The following is a 23568-nucleotide window of genomic DNA, read 5'->3' as shown; positions in this document are numbered from 1 at the left end:
ATTTCATTAAAAGCCGCTACGCTTTATAGAAAGATCATCGTGTTGGAGTGGCTATGAAAGAAGTGGGCGAAGAAAAAATTGGCGAGAGTAATGAGGAAATTGAAATTGAAAGCGAGGAAAAAGAGCGCGGTGAGGAGATAGAAATCAATGAAGATCGCCTTCCTTCCCGTGCGATGGCGATCCATGAACATATCCGACAGGATGGCGAAAAAGAGATGGAGCGTGATGCCATGGCTCTGTTTTGGTCGGCCATCGCGGCAGGCTTGTCGATGGGCGCCTCACTCCTCGCCAAGGGCATATTTCATGTGCAACTGGAAGGGGTACCCGGTGGATTTTTACTTGAAAATCTCGGCTACACCTTTGGCTTTGTGATTGTCATTATGGCGCGCCAGCAGCTGTTTACTGAAAACACCGTTACTGCCGTTCTCCCGGTGATGCAAAACCCTACCCTCGGTAATTTCGGTTTACTGATGCGTTTATGGAGCGTGGTGCTGCTGGGGAATATCATCGGTACAGGCGTGGCGGCATGGGCATTTGAATATATGCCGATATTCGATGAGCCCACCCGGGATGCCTTCGTGAAAATCGGTATGGACGTAATGAAAAACACGCCGTTCGAAATGTTCTCGAATGCCATCATCTCCGGCTGGATAATCGCGACCATGGTGTGGATGTTTCCTTCCGCGGGCAGTGCCAAAATTGTCGTGATCATATTAATGACCTGGCTGATAGCGCTGGCTGACACCACGCACATCGTGGTCGGAACTGTTGAAATCCTCTATCTGGTCTTTAATGGTACGCTTCACTGGAGCGATTTTTTCTGGCCGTTCGCCCTGCCGACGCTGGCAGGCAATATCTGCGGCGGAACGTTTATCTTCGCACTGTTAAGCCATGCGCAAATCCGTAACGACATGTCTAATAAGCGCAAGGCCGAACAGAAAGCGCGGGAAAACGATGATAAATCTGCAAAAAAATCGACCTGAATGGTGACTCTTTGAGCAGTCAGGCGGCGATGAGCTTAACGCAAAGTGTAAATGAGGCTATACTCGTGCCGCCTTGTCCCCTTAGTTAAATGGATATAACGAGCCCCTCCTAAGGGCTAGTTGCAGGTTCGATTCCTGCAGGGGACACCATGCTCTCATCGGCGCGCCGATACACCGGCACAAGGCGAGTGGTTCCGGTAAGATTATCAAATACCTGTTTTTCCGCAGTGATAATTCTCATTCCGGCCTTTCTCAGACGTGACACCTCAGCAGCAATCCGCTGGATCCCAAACCAGAACAGCGCATCAAGCGCGGTTACCTCCAGACCACTTAACAGAGCACGCTTCAGACGTTCCGTGGGGGGCTTAATTTCTTTGGCTATCTGCAGAAAAGGTTCCGCGGTCAATTGTGTCGCTTCCGTTCGCCGTATACGTGTGGACAGATGATATTGAAAAACGTCAGGTACACCGCTCAAATCGGACTTCACGCTCCAGACACAGCCAAACCGCTTCCCGTTAAAAATGACATTCTTCTGGCTGAGCTGCAGTTCATCACGCAACCCGGCAATTAACTGAGGTGTCCGCACGAGCAGCAGGCGGAAAGGCAGCTCAAAGCTGGTAACGTAATCGACATTGGTCAGGGCAATACGCAGACGCGCCTCGGCCCCGGCCTGGATCGCCTTGCACTCGCTTAAAACGTCGGCCCACTGACGGGTAAGACGCGGAGGTTCATTCGCCTCGGTAAATCTGTATTTTTCAATCTGATAATCGATTTGCTCTGTCACCCGCTTTTCCCTGTCAGTCACGTTTTAGCCGCTAAAGAGAATTTAGCAGCACAGGTTATTATGCTCCAGAGGTGATGTGCAGTGATTGAACCCTCATTTATATGGGTTATGTTATTCCGTATTACAATTCCACTGCTTTGCTCCACAGACCCTCTTCTCTTTCAGGCAACCATCATGAAACAAATCACGCTCTCCGATTTGACGCAACAAAGTGAAGCGGCGGCTAACGCCCCGCGTTTACGCGCGCATCGTAACTTTCATCCTGAACTGAGCGACCCGGTTCAGCGACTGGCCATCGCGATGGAACCTGGCACCTATGTTCGCCCTCATCGTCATCCGCATACCTTTGAGCTGTTACTTCCCCTTCGCGGGCGTTTTGTCGTGCTGAATTTTGACGACCAGGGCGTCGTCACCCGTCGCGTCGTATTAGGTGAAGCGTGTATGGCGCTGGAGATGGAGGCGGGAACCTGGCATGCCGTGCTGTCACTGGATCACGGCGGCGTTATTTTTGAAGTTAAACACGGTGGCTATCAACCGGTGGCTGATGAGGATTTCGTTACCTGGGCCCCCGCCGAGGGAGAGCCCGGTACAGCCGCGCTGATGGCATGGTATAAACAGGTACAGCCTGGCGATGCGGCCTGGAAAGCATAGCGACTGCTTTCAAAATATCCAAACAGATGCCGTCGCGCATCTGTTCTGGTTTATAAAAACAGAAAAATCAAAGACCTTTCGAATTGCCGCTTTTTTAATCAAGAACGAGTAATAGCACATACCGTATAAAGGGTGCTACATTATACCGCCCACCCAACGTCAGCAATGGCCAGGCAACGCCGTAAAGATCGGTAAAGCCTGCAACCATGACCTTGTACTACGGTCTAACAGGTACGTGGTTACGCAATGCGTGACTTTCACCGACTTTATATAGGTTCCCATTATTTTGTCACAATCCAAATTCAAACGCGCGTTCCTGCACCCGCGTTACTGGTTCACATGGTTTGGTCTTGGCGTGCTCTGGTTACTGGTTCAGCTTCCTTATCCCGTAATCCGCATTCTGGGCTCCAGGCTTGGCAGCGCATCGCGCCACTTCCTTAAACGTCGTGAGTCTATTGCGCGTAAAAATCTCGAACTTTGCTTTCCACAGTACAATGCGGAACAGCGCGAAAAACTGATTGCTGAAAACTTTAAATCTATCGGCATGGCTCTGCTTGAAACCGGTATGGCATGGTTCTGGTCTGATGAACGTGTTCGTAAATGGTTTGATGTAGAAGGCCTGGATAACCTGAAACGTGCCCAGTTGCAAAACCGCGGCGTGATGGTGGTCGGCGTTCACTTTATGTCTCTGGAACTGGGGGGTCGCGTCATGGGGCTTTGCCAGCCGATGATGGCAACCTACCGTCCGCACAACAGCGCCGTGATGGAATGGGTGCAGACACGTGGTCGTATGCGCTCGAATAAGGCGATGATCAGCCGTAACAACCTGCGCGGCATGGTTGGCGCACTGAAAAAAGGTGAGGCCGTCTGGTTCGCACCGGACCAGGATTATGGCCGTAAAGGCAGTAGCTTCGCTCCGTTCTTTGCGGTGAAAGATGTCGCCACGACCAATGGTACCTTTGTGATTTCACGTCTTTCCGGTGCCTCCATGTTGACCGTCACGATGGTCAGAAAAGCGGATAAATCAGGCTATCGCCTGCATATCTCCCCTGAGATGGCTAACTATCCGGAAAACGAAGGCGAAGCCGCTACGTTCATCAATAAAGTTATCGAAATGGAAATCATGCGTGCGCCTGAGCAATATCTCTGGATGCATCGCCGTTTCAAAACACGCCCTCTTGGCGAAGCCTCGCTGTATATCTAAATTCCAGAAGGTTAGTTTCGTTAAGAAACTAACCTTTTCAATGACCTGTAATCACGCTGTGTACTGTCTTTCTTTGCGTCGCTCAAAGTGAATTTATTGCGTTCTGAAATCAAACTGTCGCCGTTCCACGACACTCGTAAGTGACGGAAATTATTTAAAAAAATCCCTCTTGTCACCCCCCATTTTTAGGCGTACATTAGCGCCGTCTGGCAACAGGAAAGCACAGAATTCTGAGCGGGAGTCAGCGGTATTACGGGAAAAATCTTATTTCCGCTATAAGCCAACTTCAGCTCTCTATAATCAGGTGGACTCTGTTTTTAAATGCGTACCACAAGATACGCGGAGCGATGAAACGTGAAATATTTCTTTATGGGCATTTCGGTGATTGTTTTAGTCTGGGCCGGAACGTTTGCCCTGATGATCTAGTGAAGAACATGCAGTCAAAAAAACAGGAGCCGATGGCTCCTGTTTTTTTATGTCATGATGACGCGTGATGTTCGGTGACGCTTTTCGATGAGAGAAGTCCGTCGGCGCGGAACATACTCTTGATGCCCCTCACCGCCTGCCGGATGCGGTCACTGTTTTCAATCAGAGCGAATCGCACATGGGTGTCGCCATAATCACCAAAGCCAATGCCCGGCGAGACACATACCTTCGCGTCCTGCAGCAGCTTTTTGGCAAACTCCAGCGATCCCATTGCCGCATACGGCTCCGGAATTTTAGCCCAGACGTACATGGACGCTTTTGGCATGTCCACCATCCAGCCAGCTTCATGCAACCCTTTGACCAGCACATCACGGCGACGCTTATACTGCGCAGCAATCTCATGCACACACTGCTGATCGCCTTCAAGTGCTGCAATAGCCGCGACCTGAAGCGGGGTAAAGGTACCGTAGTCGTGATAACTCTTGATGCGCGCCAGGGCATTCACCAGCGTCTTGTTGCCCACCATAAAGCCGATGCGCCAGCCAGCCATGTTGTAGCTTTTCGACAGCGTAAAGAACTCAACCGCCACATCGCGTGCGCCAGGAACCTGCATAATCGAAGGGGCTTTCCAGCCGTCATAGACAATATCGGCATAGGCTAAATCATGCACCACCAGCACGTCGTAACGTTTGGCCAGGGCGACCACTTTTTCAAAGAAATCGAGCTCTACGCACTGCGCCGTCGGGTTCGACGGAAAACCGAGGATCATCATCTTAGGTTTCGGATAGCTTTCGCGAATCGCACGTTCCAGTTCGTTAAAGAAATCGACCCCTTCCACCAGTGGTACGGAGCGAACCTGCGCTCCGGCAATCACTGCGCCATAAATGTGAATCGGGTAGCTCGGATTGGGCACCAGTACAGTATCACCATGATCCAGTGTCGCCAGCATCAGGTGCGCCAGACCTTCTTTTGAGCCGATGGTGACAATCGCCTCGCTTTCAGGGTCGATATCAACCTGGTAGCGATCCTGATACCAGCGAGAAATTGCACGACGTAATCGAGGAATACCGCGAGAGGTGGAGTAGCCGTGCGTATCCGGACGCTGAGCAACCGTACATAACTTCTCAACAATATGCGGCGGTGTTGGGCCGTCAGGGTTACCCATGCTGAAATCAATAATGTCTTCGCCGCGCCGACGCGCAGCCATTTTCAGTTCAGCAGTGATGTTGAATACATAAGGGGGGAGACGATCGATACGCGTAAAACGGCGTTCAGGACTGAATTCAGCCATAGATTCCTCAGATTAACGTTAGCGCCCGGACCGTCCGAGCGACGCTGCCACCGATGTGGCATGTTTAGAAAATAACCTGAAAAAAAACATGCTGTCGAGAGGGAAATGAAAAAAAAGAGTGCGCGCTAAAATCGGAACCCTGCTGCATTGAAAAGCGGAAGCGTCCGAAGTGACAGCCTCTTTCTGATATCTGTTGTGTAACACGATGATATCAAAACCGTTACCTGCTCAGGCGTTATCACAAAAAAATCGGGAGACTTCAGCCCTCTCCTGATAATCCCCTTTGCAAAACAGGTTTTTTCCCCATTTGATAAACCTGACGGATAGCTGGTCAATACGCGCCAGGTTTTTTATCATGGTTCTTTCCCGTTTTCCCTGGTCTACTCGTGCACGAAATATTCAATATGCTGCTGGCAGTTTTTGACCGTGCGGCATTAATGCTGATTTGCCTGTTTTTCCTCATCCGCATTCGCCTGTTCCGCGAGCTTTTGCACAAGTCTGCGCACTCGCCAAAAGAGCTGCTGGCCGTAACCGCGATCTTCTCGCTGTTCGCGTTGTTCAGCACATGGTCCGGCGTGCCGGTCGAGGGATCGCTGGTTAACGTGCGTATCATTGCCGTCATGTCCGGCGGGATTTTGTTTGGCCCGTGGGTCGGCGTCATCACCGGACTGATTGCCGGTACGCACCGTTACCTGATTGATATCGGTGGCGTGACGGCAATTCCCTGTTTTATTACCAGTATTATTGCCGGGGTACTGTCAGGATGGATTAACCGCAAGATCCCGAAAAAGCAGCGCTGGCGCGCCGGGATCATCGCCGGCATGGTGTGCGAAACGCTGACCATGATCCTGGTGGTGGTGTGGGCCCCCACTATCGCACTGGGGCTGGATATCGTTTCGAAAATCGGTATTCCCATGATCCTCGGCAGCGTCTGCATCGGTTTTATCGTGCTGCTGGTACAAAGCGTTGAGGGAGAAAAAGAGGCCAGTGCCGCGCGTCAGGCGAAGCTGGCGCTGGATATCGCCAACAAAACGCTGCCACTCTTCCGCCATGTGAACGCGGAGTCGTTACGTCAGGTCTGCGATATTATCCGCCGCGATATTCATGCCGATGCGGTCGCCATTACCAATAACGACCACGTACTGGCTTACGTCGGCGTCGGGGAACACAATTACCGCGATAATGACGATACCATTAGCCCCACCACCCGACAGGCGATCAACTACGGTAAAATCATCATTAAGAACAATGATGAAGCTCACCGAACGCCGGAAATCCACTCCATGCTGGTGATTCCGCTGTGGGAAAAAGGCGTGGTAACGGGCACACTAAAAATCTACTACTGCCACGCGCACCAGATCACCTCCACGCTTCAGGAGATGGCCATCGGCCTGTCGCAGATTATCTCTACCCAGCTGGAAGTTTCCCGTGCAGAACAGCTGCGCGAGATGGCAAATAAGGCAGAGCTGCGCGCGCTTCAGAGCAAAATCAATCCTCATTTTCTGTTTAACGCGCTGAACGCCATCTCGTCCTCCATCCGGATGAATCCGGACACCGCGCGTCAGCTTATATTCAATCTGTCGCGCTACCTGCGCTACAACATTGAACTGAACGATGACGAGCAGATCGACATCAAAAAAGAGCTGTATCAGATCAAGGACTATATCGCGATTGAGCAGGCCCGTTTTGGCGACAAGCTCACGGTGATTTACGATATCGATGAAGAGGTCAACTGTGTGATCCCAAGCCTGCTGATCCAGCCGCTGGTGGAAAACGCGATTGTTCACGGCATTCAGCCGTGTAAAGGTAAAGGCGTGGTCACCATCAGCGTAACCGAAAGCGGTAACCGCGTGCGCATTGCCGTGCGCGATACCGGCCACGGTATTGATCCAAAAGTCATTGAGCGCGTGGAGTCTAACGAAATGCCGGGCAATAAAATTGGACTGCTGAACGTGCACCATCGGGTCAAGCTGTTGTTCGGCGACGGACTGCACATTCACCGTCTCGAACCCGGCACCGAAATTGCTTTTTACGTCCCGAATGAACGCTCCCCCGTTCATGCGGCGACATCACTGTTGCCATAGGCCGGAGTAATCAATGAAAGTCATCATCGTGGAAGATGAAATTCTGGCTCAACAGGAGCTGAGCTGGCTTATCAAAACGCACAGCCAGATGGAGATTGTGGGTACCTTTGAGGATGGTCTGGACGTGCTCAAGTTCTTGCAGCATAACCGGGTCGACGCCATTTTTCTGGATATCAACATTCCATCACTGGACGGTGTATTACTGGCGCAAAATATTAATCAGTTTGCTCATAAGCCGTTTATTGTTTTCGTCACCGCATGGAAAGAGCACGCCGTAGAAGCCTTCGAACTTGAAGCGTTTGACTATATTCTGAAGCCTTACCAGGAATCGCGTATTGTCAGCATGCTGCAAAAGCTGGAAGCCGCATGGCAACAACAGGCCACGCCTGCTAACGCAAGCCCGGCGATACGTGAAAACGACACCATAAACCTGGTCAAGGATGAACGCATCATCGTGACGCCTATCGACGATATCTACTATGCCGAAGCGCACGAGAAGATGACGTTTGTCTATACACGGCGTGAATCATACGTGATGGCAATGAACATCACCGAGTTTTGCAACAAACTGCCGGCGGCGCACTTTTTCCGCTGTCACCGTTCGTTTTGCGTCAATCTAAACAAGATCCGCGAGATCGAACCGTGGTTTAACAACACCTATATTTTGCGTCTGAAGGATCTTGATTTTCAGGTCCCGGTGAGTCGCAGCAAGGTGAAAGAGTTCCGCCAGCTGATGCATCTGTAAAAATCCCCTCTCCCGCAGGAGAGGGATAGTTGTCAGAGGATTTGACCCAGTACCTGACGCAGGTGCGCGCCCGAGCCAAGCAGGCCTGGATTATCGTGCACAATCAGGTACACAGGGATGTCCTGCACATAGCTTCTGAAGCGACCTTTGTCTTCAAACGCACCGCGGAAGCCTGAGGCTGTAAAGAAGTCGAGGAAACGCGGTACGATCCCGCCCGCGATATAGACTCCCCCGAAGGTACCCAGCGTCAGCGCCAGGTTGCCGCCAAACCGTCCCATGATCACACAGAACAGCGACAGCGCACGGCGACAGTCGATGCAGCTGTCCGCCAGCGCGCGCTCGGTCACATCTTTTGGCTGCAGATTTTCCGGCAGACGGCCGTCTGATTTTACAATCGCACGGTACAGATTCACCAGCCCCGGACCGGAAAGCACGCGCTCGGCGGAGACGTGGCCGATTTCAGCGCGCAGCTCTTCGAGGATAATGCCCTCTTCTTCGCTGTTGGGCGCAAAGTCCACGTGACCGCCCTCACCCGGCAGGCTTACCCAGCGCTGGTCGACGTGAACCAGATGTGAAACGCCAAGACCGGTACCGGCACCGTAGACCGCAATCGGCTTACCTTCTACTGGCGCTGTACCGCCAAATTGAATCAGATGCTCTGGCTTCAGCATCGGGATCGCCATGGACACGGCAGTAAAGTCATTGATGATTTCAAGATGCGAAAAACCAAGGTTTTTTTTCATCTCAGCGATGGAAAATGCCCAGACATGGTTGGTCATCGCCACCCAGTCACCGGTAATCGGGCAGGCAATGGCGATACATCCGTCTTCGATGCTCACCTGTTGCTCTTCAAGATAGACCCGAACAACGGCCTCAAGACTTGGATAATCCAGCCCTGAATAGGTTTTCGCCCGGGAAATTTCACCGCTATTTACATCGCATAGGGCAAGGCGAGCATTCGTGCCGCCCACATCGCCTACCAAAGCATACTTTGTCATTCTTCTACTGCTCCGCTAAAGTCAGAATAAATCTTTGGGACACTGTAAGTTCAAGGCGTGATAACAACAACGACCGGAAGGTGAATGCCCGTGGATTATCGATCTTCGTCACAGAATAACTTTACCGTTTCAGCACCTTTTGCACTATTGCCATAAAGCTGATTGTGCAAAGTAACGTAATAGCGTTTTGTACAAGGAAATCATCATGCTCCATCCGCGAGCCAGAACCATGCTCTTACTGGCAATACCGGCGCTGATCATTGGCGTTGCCTCAAGTCTGGTGCTCATTGTCGTGATGAAAGTCGCGTCGGTGTTGCAGGCGATGTTATGGACGGCGCTTCCTGCACAACTGGGCGTCAGCGTGGATTCGCCGGGATGGATCATGTTGATGCTGACGCTCACCGGCGTTGCGGTGGGTCTGGTGATCCGCTTTAGCCCCGGGCACGCCGGGCCGGATCCGGCGCTTGAGCCACTGATCGGTGCGCCCGTTCCCCCCTCGGCGCTGCCGGGGCTGATTATCGCGTTGATCCTGGGTCTGGCGGGCGGTGTCAGCCTTGGTCCTGAACACCCCATCATGGCGGTAAACATTGGTATGGCGGTCTTTCTCGGTTCGCGCATTTTACCCCGGGTCGGTGCGCTGGACTGGACCATCCTCGCCTCTGCAGGCACCATCGGGGCGCTTTTCGGCACGCCCGTTGCCGCCGCCCTTATTTTTTCTCAGACGCTTACCAGCAATAACGACGTCCCGCTCTGGGATAAACTCTTTGCGCCGCTGATGGCCGCTGCGGCTGGTGCGCTCACGACCAGTCTGTTTTTCCATCCTCATTTCTCACTCTCTCTGCCCCACTACGGCCAGATGCATATTGCCGATATTTTCAGCGGTGCCATCGTCGTCGCGATCGCCATTGCACTCGGGATGATTGCGGTATGGTGCCTTCCGCGCCTGCACCGTCTGATGCACCGGCTGAAGCACCCGGTGCTGATTCTGGGGGCGGGTGGTCTGATGCTGGGCGTATTAGGGGCTATCGGCGGAACGGTAACGCTGTTTAAAGGCCTTGATGAAATGCAGCAGTTGGCTTTCAGCCAGGTGTTCAGCGTGTCTGATTACCTGCTGTTTGCGCTGGTTAAACTGGCGGCGCTGGTGGTAGCTGCAGCATGTGGGTTCCGCGGTGGGCGTATCTTCCCGGCGGTGTTTATCGGCGTGGCGTTGGGGCTGATGCTGCATGAACATGTGGATGCGGTGCCGGCAGCGATAACGGTCTCTTGCTCAATTCTGGGGCTGGTGCTGGTGGTGACGCGCGATGCGTGGCTGAGCCTGTTTATGGCGGCGATAGTGGTGCCGGATTCAACGCTCTTCCCCCTGCTCTGTATCGTGATGTTGCCCGCCTGGCTCCTGCTGGCGGGCAAACCGATGATGATGGCCTGGCGAAACGACAAGTAATCAGGCGTTATTACGCGCTTCCAGAGCCTTGGTAAGCGCCCCGAGCAGCGGCGGGATATCCGCTTTCGGGAGCATCACCTCAATCAACGAGAGCCGCTCGTGGTGCGCCACTTTTTCAAGTACGTCCGCCAGCTGTTCCGCTTCACTGACCCGCCAGCACTCAGACTGAGGATCGAGGCTCAACGCCTGCGGAATGTGCGTCCAGTTCCACAAAGCAATGTCGTTATACCGCTGCTCCGCCCCGTGGATAGCCCTCTCAACCGTGTAACCTTCGTTGTTGAGCACCAGAATAATGGGGTGCTGTTTATCACGCAGCATCGAGCCTAGTTCCTGAATGGTGAGCTGGGCCGCGCCATCCCCCGTCAGCACAATCACGCGCCGGTTCGGGCATGCGGTTTGTGCACCAAACGCCGCCGCCAGCGTGTAACCAATCGAGCCCCACAGCGGCTGGACGATAAAGTTCACATCAGCCGGTAAACGCAGATCAATCGCGCCGAAGGCCGATGTTCCCTGGTCGGCAAGGATAATGTCCCCCGGGCGAATAAAGGTTTGCAACGTTCTCCAGAAATTCTCCTGGGTAAGCGAACCGTCCGGCTGCGGGAACGGTATTGCGCCGGATGATGACGACATAAGGCCAGCATGCACGTGCTGTTTGCAGAGTTCGACCAGCGTCTCAATCGCCTGGTTCATTGGGATGCCGGTAAACCAGACATCCCCGACGCGTGCGGCATGCGGCTGGACTTCAATGGTTTGCGCCGGGGTAAGCTGGTGCGTGAACCCGGCCGTCAGGGTATCGGTAAAACGCGTGCCAACACACAATACCGTGTCAGCCCCTTCAATCGCCTCTTTTACCGCACCGGTGCTGGCTGAACCACTGTATGTACCGTAAAAACCCGCCTGACGCTCGTCGAATATCCCTTTCCCCATCAGCATGGTGGCATGGGCCATCGGTACCTCTTTCACCCACTTCTGTAGCGCATGCTTCAGGCCATGGCGCAGAACAAGGAAGTCAGCCAGCAGCGCGGTACGTTTGCTCATCGCCAGTTTGTTCTCAGCAGCATCCCGGAACGCTTTCAGGCAGGCGCTATCGGCATGAGCCTGCTTATGAGTGAGAGCGTTTACAGGCGGCGTGGCGGCTTTTTTTGCCACATCGGCTGGTAACATCAGATAACCGGGGCGACGTTCCCGAAGCATGGTTGTCAGCACACGGTCGATTTCATAACAGGCATTTTGTTCGGTAAGGACCGCCTGTGCGACGGTGATCGGCTCGCTCATATGATAAAAGTGACGGAACTCCCCATCCCCCAACGTATGATGCAGCAACTCTCCCCTTTGCTGTGCCGCCGTACCCGGCGCCCCCACAATATGTAAAACCGGGACATGCTCGGCATAGCTGCCGGCAATGCCGTTCATGGCACTTAACTCCCCAACGCCGAATGTGGTCAGCAGCGCGGCAAAGCCCTTACATCGGGCGTATCCGTCAGCGGCATAGGATGCGTTCAGCTCATTGGCACAGCCCACCCAACAAATATCCGGGCTGTCTATTACGTGGTCGAGAAACTGCAGGTTATAGTCGCCCGGCACACCAAACAGATGATCGGCACCACAATCTGTAAGACGGTCCAGCAGGTAATCGGCGACGCAGTATGGGGTTCGCATAACAGGTGTCCTTCTGACGTTGACCTCACTTTGAGTATTAAAGAAGCGTGATGGCTGTCCAGAATTGGTCGTAAGAAGGGCATGGAAAGAATGCTTTACAAAAAAGGCTGCGCTATGCTCTTTTTTTTCACGTTAATGTAAACGTATACACTGATTTTTCCTTTCAGCACCAGAGGGCATCAGAATGAGTTACCAGCCGGACAAAAATCGTTATCAGACAATGCAGTATCGCCGCTGCGGGCAAAGCGGACTCAGGTTGCCCGCCATCTCACTCGGGTTGTGGCACAATTTTGGCGACGCCACGCTTGTCGAAAATAGCCGTCAACTTTTACAACGCGCGTTCGATCTGGGTATTACGCATTTCGACCTTGCCAATAATTACGGTCCTCCTCCCGGCTCAGCCGAACGTAATTTCGGTCGCATTTTGCAGGAAGATTTCCTGCCATGGCGCGACGAGCTGATCATCTCGACCAAAGCGGGTTATACCATGTGGGATGGCCCCTACGGCGACTGGGGGTCACGCAAATATCTGGTTGCCAGCCTGGATCAAAGCCTGAAGCGTATGGGGCTGGAATATGTGGATATCTTCTATCATCACCGTCCTGACCCACAAACGCCACTGCTGGAAACCATGAAAGCGCTTGACCATGTGGTGCGACAGGGAAAAGCACTTTACGTCGGGTTATCAAATTACCCTGCAGAACAGGCCCGCAAGGCTATCGATATCCTGAATGACCTTGGGACGCCGTGTCTGATCCACCAGCCGAAATATTCGATGTTTGAACGTGCGCCAGAGGAAGGCCTGCTGGACGTGCTACAGGAAAAAGGCGTCGGCTGCATTCCCTTCTCGCCGCTGGCGGGGGGACAGCTGACTAACCGCTACCTGAACGGTATTCCTGCAGACTCGCGTGCGGCAAGCGGCAGTAAGTTCCTTAACCCCGATCAGATCACCGAAGAGAAGCTGGAGAAGGTTCGTCAACTGAACGCGCTGGCGGAAAACCGCGGCCAGAAACTGTCACAGATGGCGCTGGCGTGGATTTTACGCCACGAGTCGGTAACGTCAGTCCTGATTGGGGCCAGTAAAACTGCCCAGATTGACGATGCCGTGGCAATGCTGGAAAACCGCCATTTCTCGGCGGAAGAACTGGCAATCATTGATGGGATCCTGAACAGCTCAAAATAAAATCACTTTTAGCAAAAAGTGCTCTCATTCATGAATTAGGAGTTGAGGCGATGAAACGAGCCTTTACCAACTCGTAATATTGCGTTAACAGGCCCCACAAAGGCCCCGATCGTGAAGGAGAAAGAGTATGTTCAGGTCACTGATTCTTGCAGCGGTATTACTGGCTTCGGCCCCGCTGATCGCCACTGCGGGCGAAATCACCCTGTTGCCATCAGTTAAATTACAAATTGGCGATCGTGACGACTACGGCAGATACTGGGACGGTGGCTACTGGCGCGACCGTGATTACTGGAACCGTCACTATGAGTGGCGCGGCGACCGCTGGCGCAGACATGATAATGGCCTGCATCGCGGCTGGTACAAAAACAACGCCTATGAGCGTGGTTACCGTGAAGGCTGGAACGATCGTGACGACCGCCGCGGTGGCTGGGGTCACGGTGGCAGAGGACACGGTGGTCACGGCCATCATCACTAATGCGTCATCACTAATGCATCATCAGTAATGCAAAAAGGAGCCTCCCGGCTCCTTTTTCTTTCGTTCAACGCGACGCTATAACCCCAGTGCAGTGCCGACCAGGAGCCACAGGTTCAACGACACCACTACCGCCACAATGACCCAACCGGTTCGTTTCACCAGCGTGCTGTTCACCAGTTCGCCCATCAGGCTTTTGTCACTGGTAAAGATCAGCAGCGGCACCAGTGCAAGCGCGATACCAAAACTCAGCAGTACCTGGCTCATGACCAGAATTCTCGTGGGATCCAGCCCCATCAGAATCACAACAAAGGAGGGCAGCATGGTCACGGAGCGACGAACCCAAAGCGGAATGTGGAAACGGACAAAGCCCTGCATCACCACCTGCCCTGCCAGCGTCCCCACAACCGTTGACGAGAGACCGGCCGCCACCAGGCTGAGCCCGAATATCGTGGCAGCAGCGTGGCTCAGTAACGGCTCCAGCGTAAGGTATGCCTGGTCGAGATCGGCAATACCGGTGTGACCGTTAAAATGGAAAGCGGCGGCAGCGGTCGCCATCATCGCCAGGTTCACAAAACCGGCAATGGTCATGGCGATCGCCACATCCCATTTCGTCGCAGAGTAACGCTCTTTGCGCGTCCCGCCGTGCAGGTGCTGAGTCAGCGAGGAATGCAGGTAAATGACATGCGGCATGATGGTTGCGCCCAGCACCCCGGCGGCCAGGAACACCGCTTCAGAGGTTGGCAGGCTCGGGATAATCATCCCTTTGCTGAGCTGTGCCAGATTCGGCTGAGAGAAAATCAGCTCGACGATATAGGCCGCCGCCACAAACAGCAGCAGCCCACCGATAACTTTTTCCAGCGGTTTTTGACCGCGACGCTGCAGCATCAGGATCAGGAAAGTGGCAATCCCGGTGAGCACCGCGCCCTGAAGCAGCGAGACGCCGAGGATCAATTTAAAACCAATCGCGGCCCCGATGAATTCGGCGAGGTCAGTTGCCATGGCGATAATTTCCGCCTGAACCCAGTAAAGCCATACCGCCGGACGCGGATAATGATCGCGAATTTGTTCAGCCAGGTTTTTGCCCGTAGCAATCCCCAGCTTCGCGGACAGCATCTGAATCAACATGGCCATCAGGTTAGCCCACACGACCACCCAGAGCAGCTTATAGCCGAAGCTGGCCCCGGCCTGAATATTGGTCGCAAAGTTACCTGGATCGATATAGCCGATGGCAGCAATGAACGCAGGTCCCATTAACGCGAACCGCAACTTGCGCGCTGCTCTGCCACTGCTACCCTCTACGCGACTGTTTGTCATTTCTGCCTCTGGAAATATAGCCTTTGCTATGTTTAATGCTATCAAAATGAGAATGATTATCAAGATCATTTAGTGAGTTTATAGTGATTTCTCTGATAGCTTTGAACAATAGACGGGCGGGTAAGGTGGGGCGATCTAACAAAACCTGCAATCGCGCACGCTTTTGTGAAGACTAGCACACAAACTTAACTTTTCACGCATTTACCTAACATAACAAAAATGTATTGTGGATCACTAATTTTGAGACTCGTCACAGGATGTAACTATAGTGTGTCCTTGATCTCGTTTTCTTTTCGCTTGTTACATAGAATGTGCACGAAAATTAAACCTGCCTCATATTTGGAGCAAATATGGACCGCGTCCTTCATTTTGTCCTGGCACTCGTTGTCGTTACTGCGCTTGCGTTACTGGTCAGCCATGACCGTAAAAAAATCCGCATCCGCTTTGTTGTTCAGCTTCTCGTTATTGAAGTTTTGCTCGCGTGGTTCTTCCTGAACTCCAACGTGGGGCTTGGCTTCGTAAAAGGCTTCTCCGAAATGTTCGAAAAACTGCTCGGATTCGCCAACGAAGGGACGAACTTTGTCTTCGGTAAAATGAACGACGAAGGTCTGGCGTTCTTCTTCCTGAAGGTACTGTGCCCTATCGTCTTCATCTCTGCGCTGATCGGTATTCTGCAACACATTCGTGTTCTGCCTGTCGTTATCCGCGCCATTGGTACCGTACTCTCCAAAGTTAACGGCATGGGTAAACTGGAATCGTTCAACGCCGTCAGCTCCCTGATCCTGGGTCAGTCTGAGAACTTCATCGCCTATAAAGACATCCTCGGTAAGATGTCCCGCAACCGCATGTACACCATGGCAGCCACCGCAATGTCTACCGTCTCCATGTCTATCGTGGGTGCGTATATGACGATGCTGGAACCTAAATACGTGGTTGCCGCGCTGGTCTTGAACATGTTCAGTACCTTTATCGTTCTCTCTCTGATCAACCCGTACCGTGTTGACGAAGGCGAAGAGAACCTGCAGATGGCAAATCTGCATGAAGGTCAGAGCTTCTTCGAAATGCTGGGTGAGTACATTCTTGCTGGTTTCAAAGTGGCGATTATCGTTGCGGCGATGCTGATCGGCTTTATTGCCCTGATTTCTGCTCTGAACGCCCTGTTCGCAGCGGTTCTGGGTATCTCCTTCCAGGGCATTCTGGGCTACATCTTCTACCCGGTTGCCTGGGTGATGGGTGTTCCTGCACATGAAGCGCTGCAGGTAGGCAGTATCATGGCGACTAAACTGGTCTCTAACGAATTCGTTGCGATGATGGATCTGCAGAAAATTGCCAGCACGCTCTCGCCACGCGCGGAAGGCATCCTGTCCGTGTTCCTAGTCTCCTTCGCTAACTTCTCTTCCATCGGTATTATCGCCGGTGCGATTAAAGGTCTGAATGAAGAACAGGGTAACGTGGTTTCTCGCTTCGGTCTGAAGCTGGTTTACGGTTCTACGCTGGTGAGCGTACTGTCTGCCTCTATTGCGGCACTAGTACTGTAACACCTGCAGCGAAATAAAAACCGGGAGCTCAGCTCCCGGTTTTTTTATGTCCGTAATTCATTAAGCGGTTTGGGTTTGCCAATCAGGTAACCCTGCAGATAGTCGACCCCGAAGTGAAGCAGCTTCTCCCGCTGTTCCGGCGTTTCAACATATTCGGCCACCACACTCAGCGATTTCGTCTTCGCCAGGTTGCAAATCGACTGCACGATCATCGCATCCATATCGTCGGTACAGATATCTTTCACAAAGCACCCGTCAATTTTGATGATGTCCGCCTGCAAACGTCTGAGACGTTCGTAGTTGGCATATCCGGTGCCGAAATCATCAATCGCGATCCGGAAACCGCAGTCCCGCAACTGCTGAATGTTTTTGATACTGCTGCCCGAATTAGAGAAAGCCTGCTCTTCGGTGATCTCAATCACCACCGCCTGTGGTGCAACCCCATAGCGTTCAAAGAGCGAGCAAATCTCGATGGCCACCTCTTTTTGCATCAACGTCAGGGGCATCAGATTGACAGAAAAACGCACTCCGGCATGCGTCGCTGGATGATCGCGCAGCCACACCAGTAATTTTTCCATCACGCACATGTCGAAGCGGTGGCTCAGGTTAAACTGGGCAATCAGCGGTATAAAGCGGTCTGGGGTGATGATCTCGCCCTCGCTTTCCATGCGCGCCAGTATTTCATAATACCCGCTACCATCTGCCTTCTGGATTGGCTGGGCGTATAAATGAAACTGTCCGGCATCCAGAGCATGTTTAATGCGCGCTAACATCAAAACCCGCTCGGTTGTTTGTCCTGATGCCACCTCGAGGCTATTGGTGAGCGCCAGTACATTATGCGCTCCGCAAGATTGCTCAGCCAGCCAGCTGAGCTGCCCCAGCGTATGGTGTAACTTCTCACCGTTTTCAACCATTCCCCAGGAAGCGCCAAATTCAATATCCAGCCCGGTGTTGTTCCAGACAATCTTACGGCTGTTCAGCTGATCGACCATATGCTGCAGGCGCTCAGCGGTTCCCGGCCCCAGCAATACCAGCACCAGTTCGCTGCCCGGGAGCTGGAAAAGCCGCTCATCTTTTTGCAAAAATGGTTGCAGCGAGGTGGTCACCATCCGTTTGCAATGCACCCGCATAAGAATGCCGTAGTGACGACTCAAGAACTCGAGGTTGTCCATTCGCAGACAGCACACTTTGGCATCAGGGTGGTCCTGCAAAAAATCTTCCAGTGCACGAATGTTCGGTAAACCGGTCAGCGGATCGGTTAGCGCCCTGTCCTGCCAGTCCTGCTTCAGCCACTCGCTGCGCTGATAAATCCGCGACATGTAGAGCAAACAGATGGCGAAAGAGATAAGGACAGACAAAATAAAGGAGAGCGAATGGCCTGACTCCACGCCATTGAGGAAATTATAGTTATAGGTCAACAGCAGAAGTGCGGATGCCGCCCAGAAAAGAGAAATGAGCGCGTAGCTCAGGCGACTGATCCCTAACGTAAAGAGAATAAAAATCACTGGCATTAAATAGCCCGCAATAATAGGTGACTCAAAAGGAGCACATAAAATTGCGAGGATGACGATTAAAAGCATCAGCCAGACTAATATATATAGCGATTTCTTTTGAAAAAACACGGGCTTCACACTGCGTCGCCAGAAGGTGATGGCATAACGTGGATTAATTATCATTCTTAACGGGTAATAGAACATCATGGTAAATATCAACGCCGCGCAGATCAGACTTTGTATATCGACTACGTTATAAATTGCGGTACCTTCACCGAAGAAGGTTGAGATAGTAACCGGGAAATGGAACAAATAACCTGCCAGGTACATCGACACTTTTATGCCTATCGGTACCATAAAGCCGAGCCAAAATATCCGTAACCCAATATGCTTGTTCGGCACGCAGTAGCGCCAGCGCTTGCCCAGTATGATCCTGAGGATGCCGCACCCCGCAAACACCGAGAACGTCTGACAGAACAATAAAACTGAATATTGTAGCGGTGCTAAATCAATGCTGAATATATTAGTGATAGTAAAACTTAACAGAACAGGAATAACCGCCCGACGCCCAAATACCAGAATAACCGCCAGCATTACGCTTAAAGGCAGCCATGCTAAATATACGTCATGACCATTAACAACAGCGCGCGGAGAGATATAACGGGAGAATGGCACCGCAACCAGGCAAAGCGCCAGGGCAGTTATAAATATCTTTACATTATTGTAAGTTTTTCTATTCATTAAGTTAGATAATCTATTTTCCATTCGTATCATTGACCGGATGGATAATAGGTTTATTAATTGCGCGAATCAAGTTGAAGTCTATTTATAGACCGCTTTATTGATTTTGATTGAGGTGAGGTACAAAAACACCTCTATTTCAGCAACAAATTAGGGTGAAGAGTTTTACAAAAGCATAAAAAAACCCCCGTCTTTCGACGAGGGTTCAAATTTTGGTGGAGCTAAGCGGGATCGAACCGCTGACCTCTTGCATGCCATGCAAGCGCTCTCCCAGCTGAGCTATAGCCCCACATGTTGACTTTACTGACCGCACTCTGTTGGGTTCAGAGTGTGGTGGAGCTAAGCGGGATCGAACCGCTGACCTCTTGCATGCCATGCAAGCGCTCTCCCAGCTGAGCTATAGCCCCATCGTAAAGCTGTCATGTTGACGGGCGGCATAATATGAATTCCGCTGCGGAGTGTCAACGGCAAAATCAATGACGGTGGTTCAATCGCCGAAAAATCATGCAAATGAATCACTTTGCGAGTCTGCTCGCAGTCATGAGTTAAGCCTGTCACATTTTCCTCTAAAACGGTGCTATAAAATGAGCCGTTAATTAACCCCACGAATATTCAGGAAATTGCATGATCAAGGAACGAATGACGCCAGAAGAGTTAGCCCTGCTCACTGGCTATAGCCGCCAGACCATCAATAAATGGGTACGCAAAGAGGGTTGGATTACATCGCCAAAACCAGGAGTCCAGGGCGGCAAAGCGCGTCTGGTGCACGTTAATGAAAAAGTGCGTGAGTTTATCCGCAGCGCGCGCCGGGCAAGTGAAACGGCTGAGATACCAGAAAGTGCCAGCCATGATGGCTCGCTTCACTCCCTGCTCCTGACGCTGGCAAATGAAATGACGCCGGAAGAGCAAAGGCAGATGACATCACTGTTACTGCGGGAAGGGATTACCGGATTGTTGCAACGTTTAGGGATACGCGACCAGAACTGATATGAAAAGATTCCGTAGCAAAATGACCACCGAAGAGCTGGCAGAAAATTTGGGTGTTGCACGGCAAACGGTGAACCGCTGGATACGCCAGCAGGGATGGAAAACCGAGGGCGTCAATGGGGTGAAAGGCGGACGTGCACGGCTGATTCACATTGATGCCCGCGTGAAGGAGCACATCATGAGCCTCCCGGCTGTCCGTAACCGTCAGGCGGTGTACCATCTGGCGGAGGTGACATCGTTGTACAGTGACCCCTCCTCTACTTTGCGTCCTGGGATCATCGAGACGCTGGAGAATATGACGCACCTTGAGCAGGAGCGTCTGGATGCCTTACTAAAGCGTGAAGGGATTCGCGGCTTTCTTGCACGTCTCGGCATTGCTGAATTTAATGCATAAAAAAACGGCAGGTCTCCCTGCCGTTTTTCATGGTTCAGGCGTTATTACTGCTGGTTTTCGCGCTCAGTAATAAAATCCAGCGCCTTGTTAATGCGCGCTACGCTGCGTGATTTACCAATGGCATGAACGGTAACATCGAGTGCCGGAGACTGACCCGCACCGGTTACTGCCACACGCAGTGGCATACCCACTTTGCCCATACCAACTTCCAGCTCATCTGCCGTCGCCTGAATGGCATGATGCACATTCTCGGCAGTCCAGTCAGTCATCGCCGCCAGTTTGTCACGCACCACTTCGAGTGGCTGACGCGCAACCGGACGCAGGTGCTTCTTCGCCGCGTCCGCGTCGAACTCGTCAAACTCTTCATAGAAGTAGCGGCAGCTTTCAGCGATCTCTTTCAGTGTTTTGCAACGCTCGCCGAGCAGTTTCACCAGTTCCGCCAGTTCAGGGCCAGTACGAGTATCAATATTTGCCTGCTCGATGTGCCACTGCAGGTATGTCGCCACATATTCCGGCTGCATGGTATTGATGTAGTGGTGGTTCAGCCAGAGCAGCTTATCAGTGTTAAACGCGCTCGCAGATTTGCTCACCGCGCCCAGAGAGAACAGATTGATCATCTCTTCACGGCTAAAGATCTCCTGATCGCCGCTGGACCAGCCCAGACGCACCAGATAGTTCAGAAGCGCTTCCGGCAGATAGCCGTCGTCGCGATACTGCATGACGCTGACTGCACCGTGGCGTTTAGACAGTTTTTTGCCGTCGTCGCCATTGATCATGGACACGTGCGCATAAACCGGAACAGGGGCGTTCAGCGCTTTCAGGATGTTGATTTGACGTGGGGTGTTGTTGATATGGTCTTCGCCACGGATAACATGCGTGATTTCCATATCCCAGTCGTCAACCACAACGCAGAAGTTATAGGTTGGGGAACCGTCGGTGCGGCGGATGATCAGATCGTCCAGCTCCTGGTTGCTGAATTCGATCGGGCCACGGATCTGGTCGTCAAAAATTACCGAGCCGTCCTGCGGGTTAGCAAAACGCACCACGCACGGTTCATCAGCTGCATGCTCGCTATGGTCATGGCGGCAGCGGCCGTCATAACGCGGTTTTTCACCCTTCGCCATCTGATCTTCACGCAGCGCATCAAGGCGTTCTTTGGAGCAATAGCATTTATACGCTGTACCCGCGACCAGCATCTCATCAATCACGGCGTTGTAGCGGTCAAAACGTTTGGTCTGGAAATACGGGCCTTCGTCCCACTCCAGATTCAGCCAGTTCATACCATCCATAATGGCTTCAATTGCTTCCGGCGTGGAGCGCTCAAGATCGGTGTCTTCAATACGCAGTACGAACTCACCTTTGTTGTGGCGTGCAAAAAGCCAGGAATAGAGAGCGGTACGTGCACCACCGACGTGCAGATAGCCTGTCGGGCTCGGCGCGAAGCGAGTTTTGATTTTCATGAAATGGCCTTACGTTATAAAGATGCCGGCAATCGGCAAATCCTGGGAAAAAAACAATGGGCAATATTCTATCACTGTGGGGGGATTCCTCAATGTTGATCCCTTTATCGTGAGGGAGTTTGCGATTTTTGTTTAGAAATCATGCGTCATCGCCCGTTTCGCGATCGTTTTGTTTAATTTTACGACGAACGAATAAAAACTTTAGAAAATGCGTTGACTCATTTTCAACTCTCCCTATAATGCGACTCCACACAGCGGGGGTGATTAGCTCAGTTGGTAGAGCATCTCCTTTACACGGAGGGGGTCGGCGGTTCGAGCCCGTCATCACCCACCATCTACTTAAGTAGACTCGCAGTGTAGATAAGTATTGAGATTGGGCGATTAGCTCAGTTGGTAGAGCATCTCCTTTACACGGAGGGGGTCGGCGGTTCGAGCCCGTCATCGCCCACCATTCTCACCTTATCGCAGCAGTTCCGAAATGGGCGATTAGCTCAGTTGGTAGAGCATCTCCTTTACACGGAGGGGGTCGGCGGTTCGAGCCCGTCATCGCCCACCATTTCGGGTCGTTAGCTCAGTTGGTAGAGCAGTTGACTTTTAATCAATTGGTCGCAGGTTCGAATCCTGCACGACCCACCAATGTAAAAAAGCGCCCTAAAGGCGCTTTTTTGCTATCTGCGGTATGGATGATTCGAACCTGCAGCAGGTCCGAGCCGAACGCAGTGAGGCAACGGAGCCGTTTACGGCGACGGCCCGAAGCGAGTCATCCTGCACGACCCACCAATGTAAAAAAGCGCCCTAAAGGCGCTTTTTTGCTATCTGCGGTATAACATCACTCTTCCGTCAACGTTGCTATCAACGACTTAATCGCCGGTGTCGCCTGCTTCTCGTCATACACCACATACAAATCTGCCGGTATACGTACCTGTAATGGACGAAATACTACACCGGGCCACTGCATTTGCGCATAGCTGTCAGCAGCTAACGTAATCCCCATTCCCATGCTGATCATTGCCAGCACCGTCTGTGGTTCATCGGCTTCACGCACTATCATCGGTGAAAAACCGGCCTGCTGACACACTCGCTGTAAGAACGACCAGTCAGAATGCGCAGACGGCATAGTTACAAAGTACTCATTCTGCAGTTCGGTGAGCGCAATTGCGCTTTCCCCCACCAGCCGGTGATCCTCCGGCAGCGCAACCAGAAATGCCGCATCCCGTAAGCGGATACTGGTAAACCCTGCGGTGGGCTCGGTTGCCATTCGCCAGATCCCGACATCCAGCTCCCGACGCTCCAGCAGCGCCATTTGCATTACCGGCGACTTTTCGCGAAAGACGACATCAACGTTCGGATGCTCTTTCAAAAATGTGCGCATGACCGTGCGCACTTCGCTCCACATGGCGGTACCGACAATGCCCAGCGCAATCCGCCCCGCCTCACCCCGTCCAATTTGTTCGACCCGCGCCAGTGCCTGGTTTGCGCTGGCAAGCAGTCGACGGGACTCTTCCATCAATACTTTACCCGCATGGGTCAAGGCGACGCTTCGTGAGTGGCGAATAAACAGTAAGGTACCGAGCTGACTTTCCAGCTCTTTTATATGCAGGCTCAACGGCGGCTGCGACATATTGAGACGGGCCGCAGCCCGTCCAAAATGAAGTTCCTCAGCGACGGCCAGAAAATAGCGCAGCAGCTTGAGGTCGGTTCGGTAGACGCGTTCCAT

20 protein-coding genes and 7 tRNA genes are annotated in these 23568 nt (G+C 52.4%); 17 read left to right on the top strand and 10 right to left on the bottom strand.

All coding sequences use genetic code 11. The features are described 5' to 3' along the window. Positions 1–53: 53 nt before the first annotated feature. Both F8561_RS19185 and F8561_RS19180 read left to right on the top strand, forming a co-directional pair. Positions 54–983 carry a formate/nitrite transporter family protein gene (locus F8561_RS19185; protein ID WP_020883107.1) on the top strand — a complete coding sequence of 310 codons (930 nt, stop codon included), beginning with the start codon at positions 54–56 and terminating at the stop codon, positions 981–983. A 75-nt stretch (positions 984–1058) separates the two neighbouring features. Continuing rightward, positions 1059–1133: transfer RNA gene (locus F8561_RS19180), tRNA-Arg, on the top strand. Here the strand turns inward: F8561_RS19180 and F8561_RS19175 are convergent. Beyond that, on the bottom strand, positions 1093–1767 hold the full coding sequence (locus F8561_RS19175; RefSeq protein ID WP_020883106.1) for a helix-turn-helix domain-containing protein: 675 nt from the start codon (positions 1765–1767) through the stop codon (positions 1093–1095). The genes F8561_RS19180 and F8561_RS19175 overlap by 41 nt on opposite strands. Before the next feature lie 174 nt (positions 1768–1941). On the opposite strand from F8561_RS19175, the gene F8561_RS19170 reads away from it, so the two are divergent. From F8561_RS19170 to ypdK, 3 genes are all read left to right on the top strand, one after another. Continuing rightward, the gene (locus tag F8561_RS19170; RefSeq protein ID WP_047366497.1) at positions 1942–2418 is read left to right on the top strand and encodes a WbuC family cupin fold metalloprotein; all 477 of its coding nucleotides are present in this window, start codon (positions 1942–1944) and stop codon (positions 2416–2418) included. 283 nt (positions 2419–2701) lie between these two features. Continuing rightward, a complete protein-coding gene (lpxP, locus tag F8561_RS19165) occupies positions 2702–3622 on the top strand; it encodes a kdo(2)-lipid IV(A) palmitoleoyltransferase (RefSeq protein WP_025203512.1) in 921 nt (306 codons plus the stop codon). 354 nt (positions 3623–3976) lie between these two features. Next, on the top strand, positions 3977–4048 hold the full coding sequence (gene ypdK, locus F8561_RS19160) for a membrane protein YpdK (protein ID WP_099458937.1): 72 nt from the start codon (positions 3977–3979) through the stop codon (positions 4046–4048). Between the two features lie 52 nt (positions 4049–4100). Here ypdK and alaC read toward each other — a convergent pair whose 3' ends face one another. Beyond that, positions 4101–5339, bottom strand: coding sequence for an alanine transaminase (alaC, locus tag F8561_RS19155; RefSeq protein WP_025203511.1), 1239 nt, complete (start codon positions 5337–5339; stop codon positions 4101–4103). Positions 5340–5725: 386 nt separating this feature from the next. Between alaC and F8561_RS19150 the strand changes: the two genes are divergently transcribed. Next, positions 5726–7423, top strand: coding sequence for a sensor histidine kinase (locus F8561_RS19150; protein WP_025203510.1), 1698 nt, complete (start codon positions 5726–5728; stop codon positions 7421–7423). 13 nt (positions 7424–7436) lie between these two features. Next, positions 7437–8168, top strand: coding sequence for a LytR/AlgR family response regulator transcription factor (locus F8561_RS19145; protein ID WP_025203509.1), 732 nt, complete (start codon positions 7437–7439; stop codon positions 8166–8168). Positions 8169–8200: 32 nt separating this feature from the next. On the opposite strand, the gene glk is transcribed toward F8561_RS19145, so the two are convergent. Then, a complete protein-coding gene (glk, locus tag F8561_RS19140; protein ID WP_014171063.1) occupies positions 8201–9166 on the bottom strand; it encodes a glucokinase in 966 nt (321 codons plus the stop codon). A gap of 205 nt (positions 9167–9371) precedes the next feature. On the opposite strand from glk, the gene F8561_RS19135 reads away from it, so the two are divergent. Beyond that, on the top strand, positions 9372–10607 hold the full coding sequence (locus F8561_RS19135) for an ion channel protein (protein ID WP_151887788.1): 1236 nt from the start codon (positions 9372–9374) through the stop codon (positions 10605–10607). Here the strand turns inward: F8561_RS19135 and ipdC are convergent, their stop codons facing one another. Then, the gene (gene ipdC / locus F8561_RS19130; protein WP_040018082.1) at positions 10608–12266 is read right to left on the bottom strand and encodes an indolepyruvate decarboxylase; all 1659 of its coding nucleotides are present in this window, start codon (positions 12264–12266) and stop codon (positions 10608–10610) included. Positions 12267–12450: 184 nt separating this feature from the next. Here ipdC and mgrA point away from each other — a divergent pair, with 184 nt between their 5' ends. Together mgrA and F8561_RS19120 are read left to right on the top strand one after the other, a co-directional pair. Continuing rightward, positions 12451–13449 carry an L-glyceraldehyde 3-phosphate reductase gene (mgrA, locus tag F8561_RS19125; protein WP_014171066.1) on the top strand — a complete coding sequence of 333 codons (999 nt, stop codon included), beginning with the start codon at positions 12451–12453 and terminating at the stop codon, positions 13447–13449. Between the two features lie 127 nt (positions 13450–13576). Then, a complete protein-coding gene (locus F8561_RS19120; RefSeq protein ID WP_014171067.1) occupies positions 13577–13924 on the top strand; it encodes a DUF2502 domain-containing protein in 348 nt (115 codons plus the stop codon). A 75-nt stretch (positions 13925–13999) separates the two neighbouring features. Here F8561_RS19120 and F8561_RS19115 read toward each other — a convergent pair whose 3' ends face one another. Next, the gene (locus F8561_RS19115; RefSeq protein ID WP_020883097.1) at positions 14000–15238 is read right to left on the bottom strand and encodes an Nramp family divalent metal transporter; all 1239 of its coding nucleotides are present in this window, start codon (positions 15236–15238) and stop codon (positions 14000–14002) included. 350 nt (positions 15239–15588) lie between these two features. On the opposite strand from F8561_RS19115, the gene F8561_RS19110 reads away from it, so the two are divergent. Further along, positions 15589–16776 (top strand): NupC/NupG family nucleoside CNT transporter, encoded by a 1188-nt coding sequence (locus F8561_RS19110; RefSeq protein ID WP_014171069.1) that lies wholly within the window; start codon positions 15589–15591, stop codon positions 16774–16776. Between the two features lie 44 nt (positions 16777–16820). On the opposite strand, the gene F8561_RS19105 is transcribed toward F8561_RS19110, so the two are convergent. The 3 genes from F8561_RS19105 to F8561_RS19095 form a co-directional block, all read right to left on the bottom strand. After that, positions 16821–19010: an EAL domain-containing protein gene (locus F8561_RS19105; protein ID WP_151887787.1), complete on the bottom strand. Its 2190-nt coding sequence runs from the start codon at positions 19008–19010 to the stop codon at positions 16821–16823. Positions 19011–19223: 213 nt separating this feature from the next. Then, positions 19224–19299, bottom strand: a tRNA-Ala gene (locus F8561_RS19100). A gap of 42 nt (positions 19300–19341) precedes the next feature. Beyond that, positions 19342–19417, bottom strand: a tRNA-Ala gene (locus F8561_RS19095). 217 nt (positions 19418–19634) lie between these two features. Here F8561_RS19095 and F8561_RS19090 point away from each other — a divergent pair. Further along, the gene (locus tag F8561_RS19090; protein ID WP_032680532.1) at positions 19635–19997 is read left to right on the top strand and encodes a YfeC-like transcriptional regulator; all 363 of its coding nucleotides are present in this window, start codon (positions 19635–19637) and stop codon (positions 19995–19997) included. A gap of 1 nt (position 19998) precedes the next feature. After that, positions 19999–20391 carry a YfeC-like transcriptional regulator gene (locus F8561_RS19085; protein WP_014171073.1) on the top strand — a complete coding sequence of 131 codons (393 nt, stop codon included), beginning with the start codon at positions 19999–20001 and terminating at the stop codon, positions 20389–20391. A gap of 44 nt (positions 20392–20435) precedes the next feature. Here F8561_RS19085 and gltX read toward each other — a convergent pair whose 3' ends face one another. Then, the gene (gltX, locus tag F8561_RS19080) at positions 20436–21851 is read right to left on the bottom strand and encodes a glutamate--tRNA ligase (RefSeq protein WP_014171074.1); all 1416 of its coding nucleotides are present in this window, start codon (positions 21849–21851) and stop codon (positions 20436–20438) included. 258 nt (positions 21852–22109) lie between these two features. Between gltX and F8561_RS19075 the strand changes: the two genes are divergently transcribed. The 4 genes from F8561_RS19075 (at position 22110) to F8561_RS19060 (ending at position 22487) form a co-directional block, all read left to right on the top strand. After that, positions 22110–22185 (top strand) — tRNA-Val (locus F8561_RS19075). A 41-nt stretch (positions 22186–22226) separates the two neighbouring features. Continuing rightward, positions 22227–22302: transfer RNA gene (locus F8561_RS19070), tRNA-Val, on the top strand. A 29-nt stretch (positions 22303–22331) separates the two neighbouring features. After that, positions 22332–22407, top strand: a tRNA-Val gene (locus tag F8561_RS19065). Positions 22408–22411: 4 nt separating this feature from the next. Next, positions 22412–22487, top strand: a tRNA-Lys gene (locus tag F8561_RS19060). A gap of 193 nt (positions 22488–22680) precedes the next feature. Here the strand turns inward: F8561_RS19060 and F8561_RS19055 are convergent. Continuing rightward, positions 22681–23568 (bottom strand): LysR family transcriptional regulator, encoded by an 888-nt coding sequence (locus F8561_RS19055; protein WP_020883096.1) that lies wholly within the window; start codon positions 23566–23568, stop codon positions 22681–22683.

Origin of the sequence: Enterobacter sp. 198 (assembly GCF_009025585.1) — a bacterium.
Taxonomy (GTDB): Bacteria; Pseudomonadota; Gammaproteobacteria; order Enterobacterales; family Enterobacteriaceae; genus Enterobacter; species Enterobacter ludwigii.
This window is presented reverse-complemented; position numbering and strand designations above follow the sequence as displayed.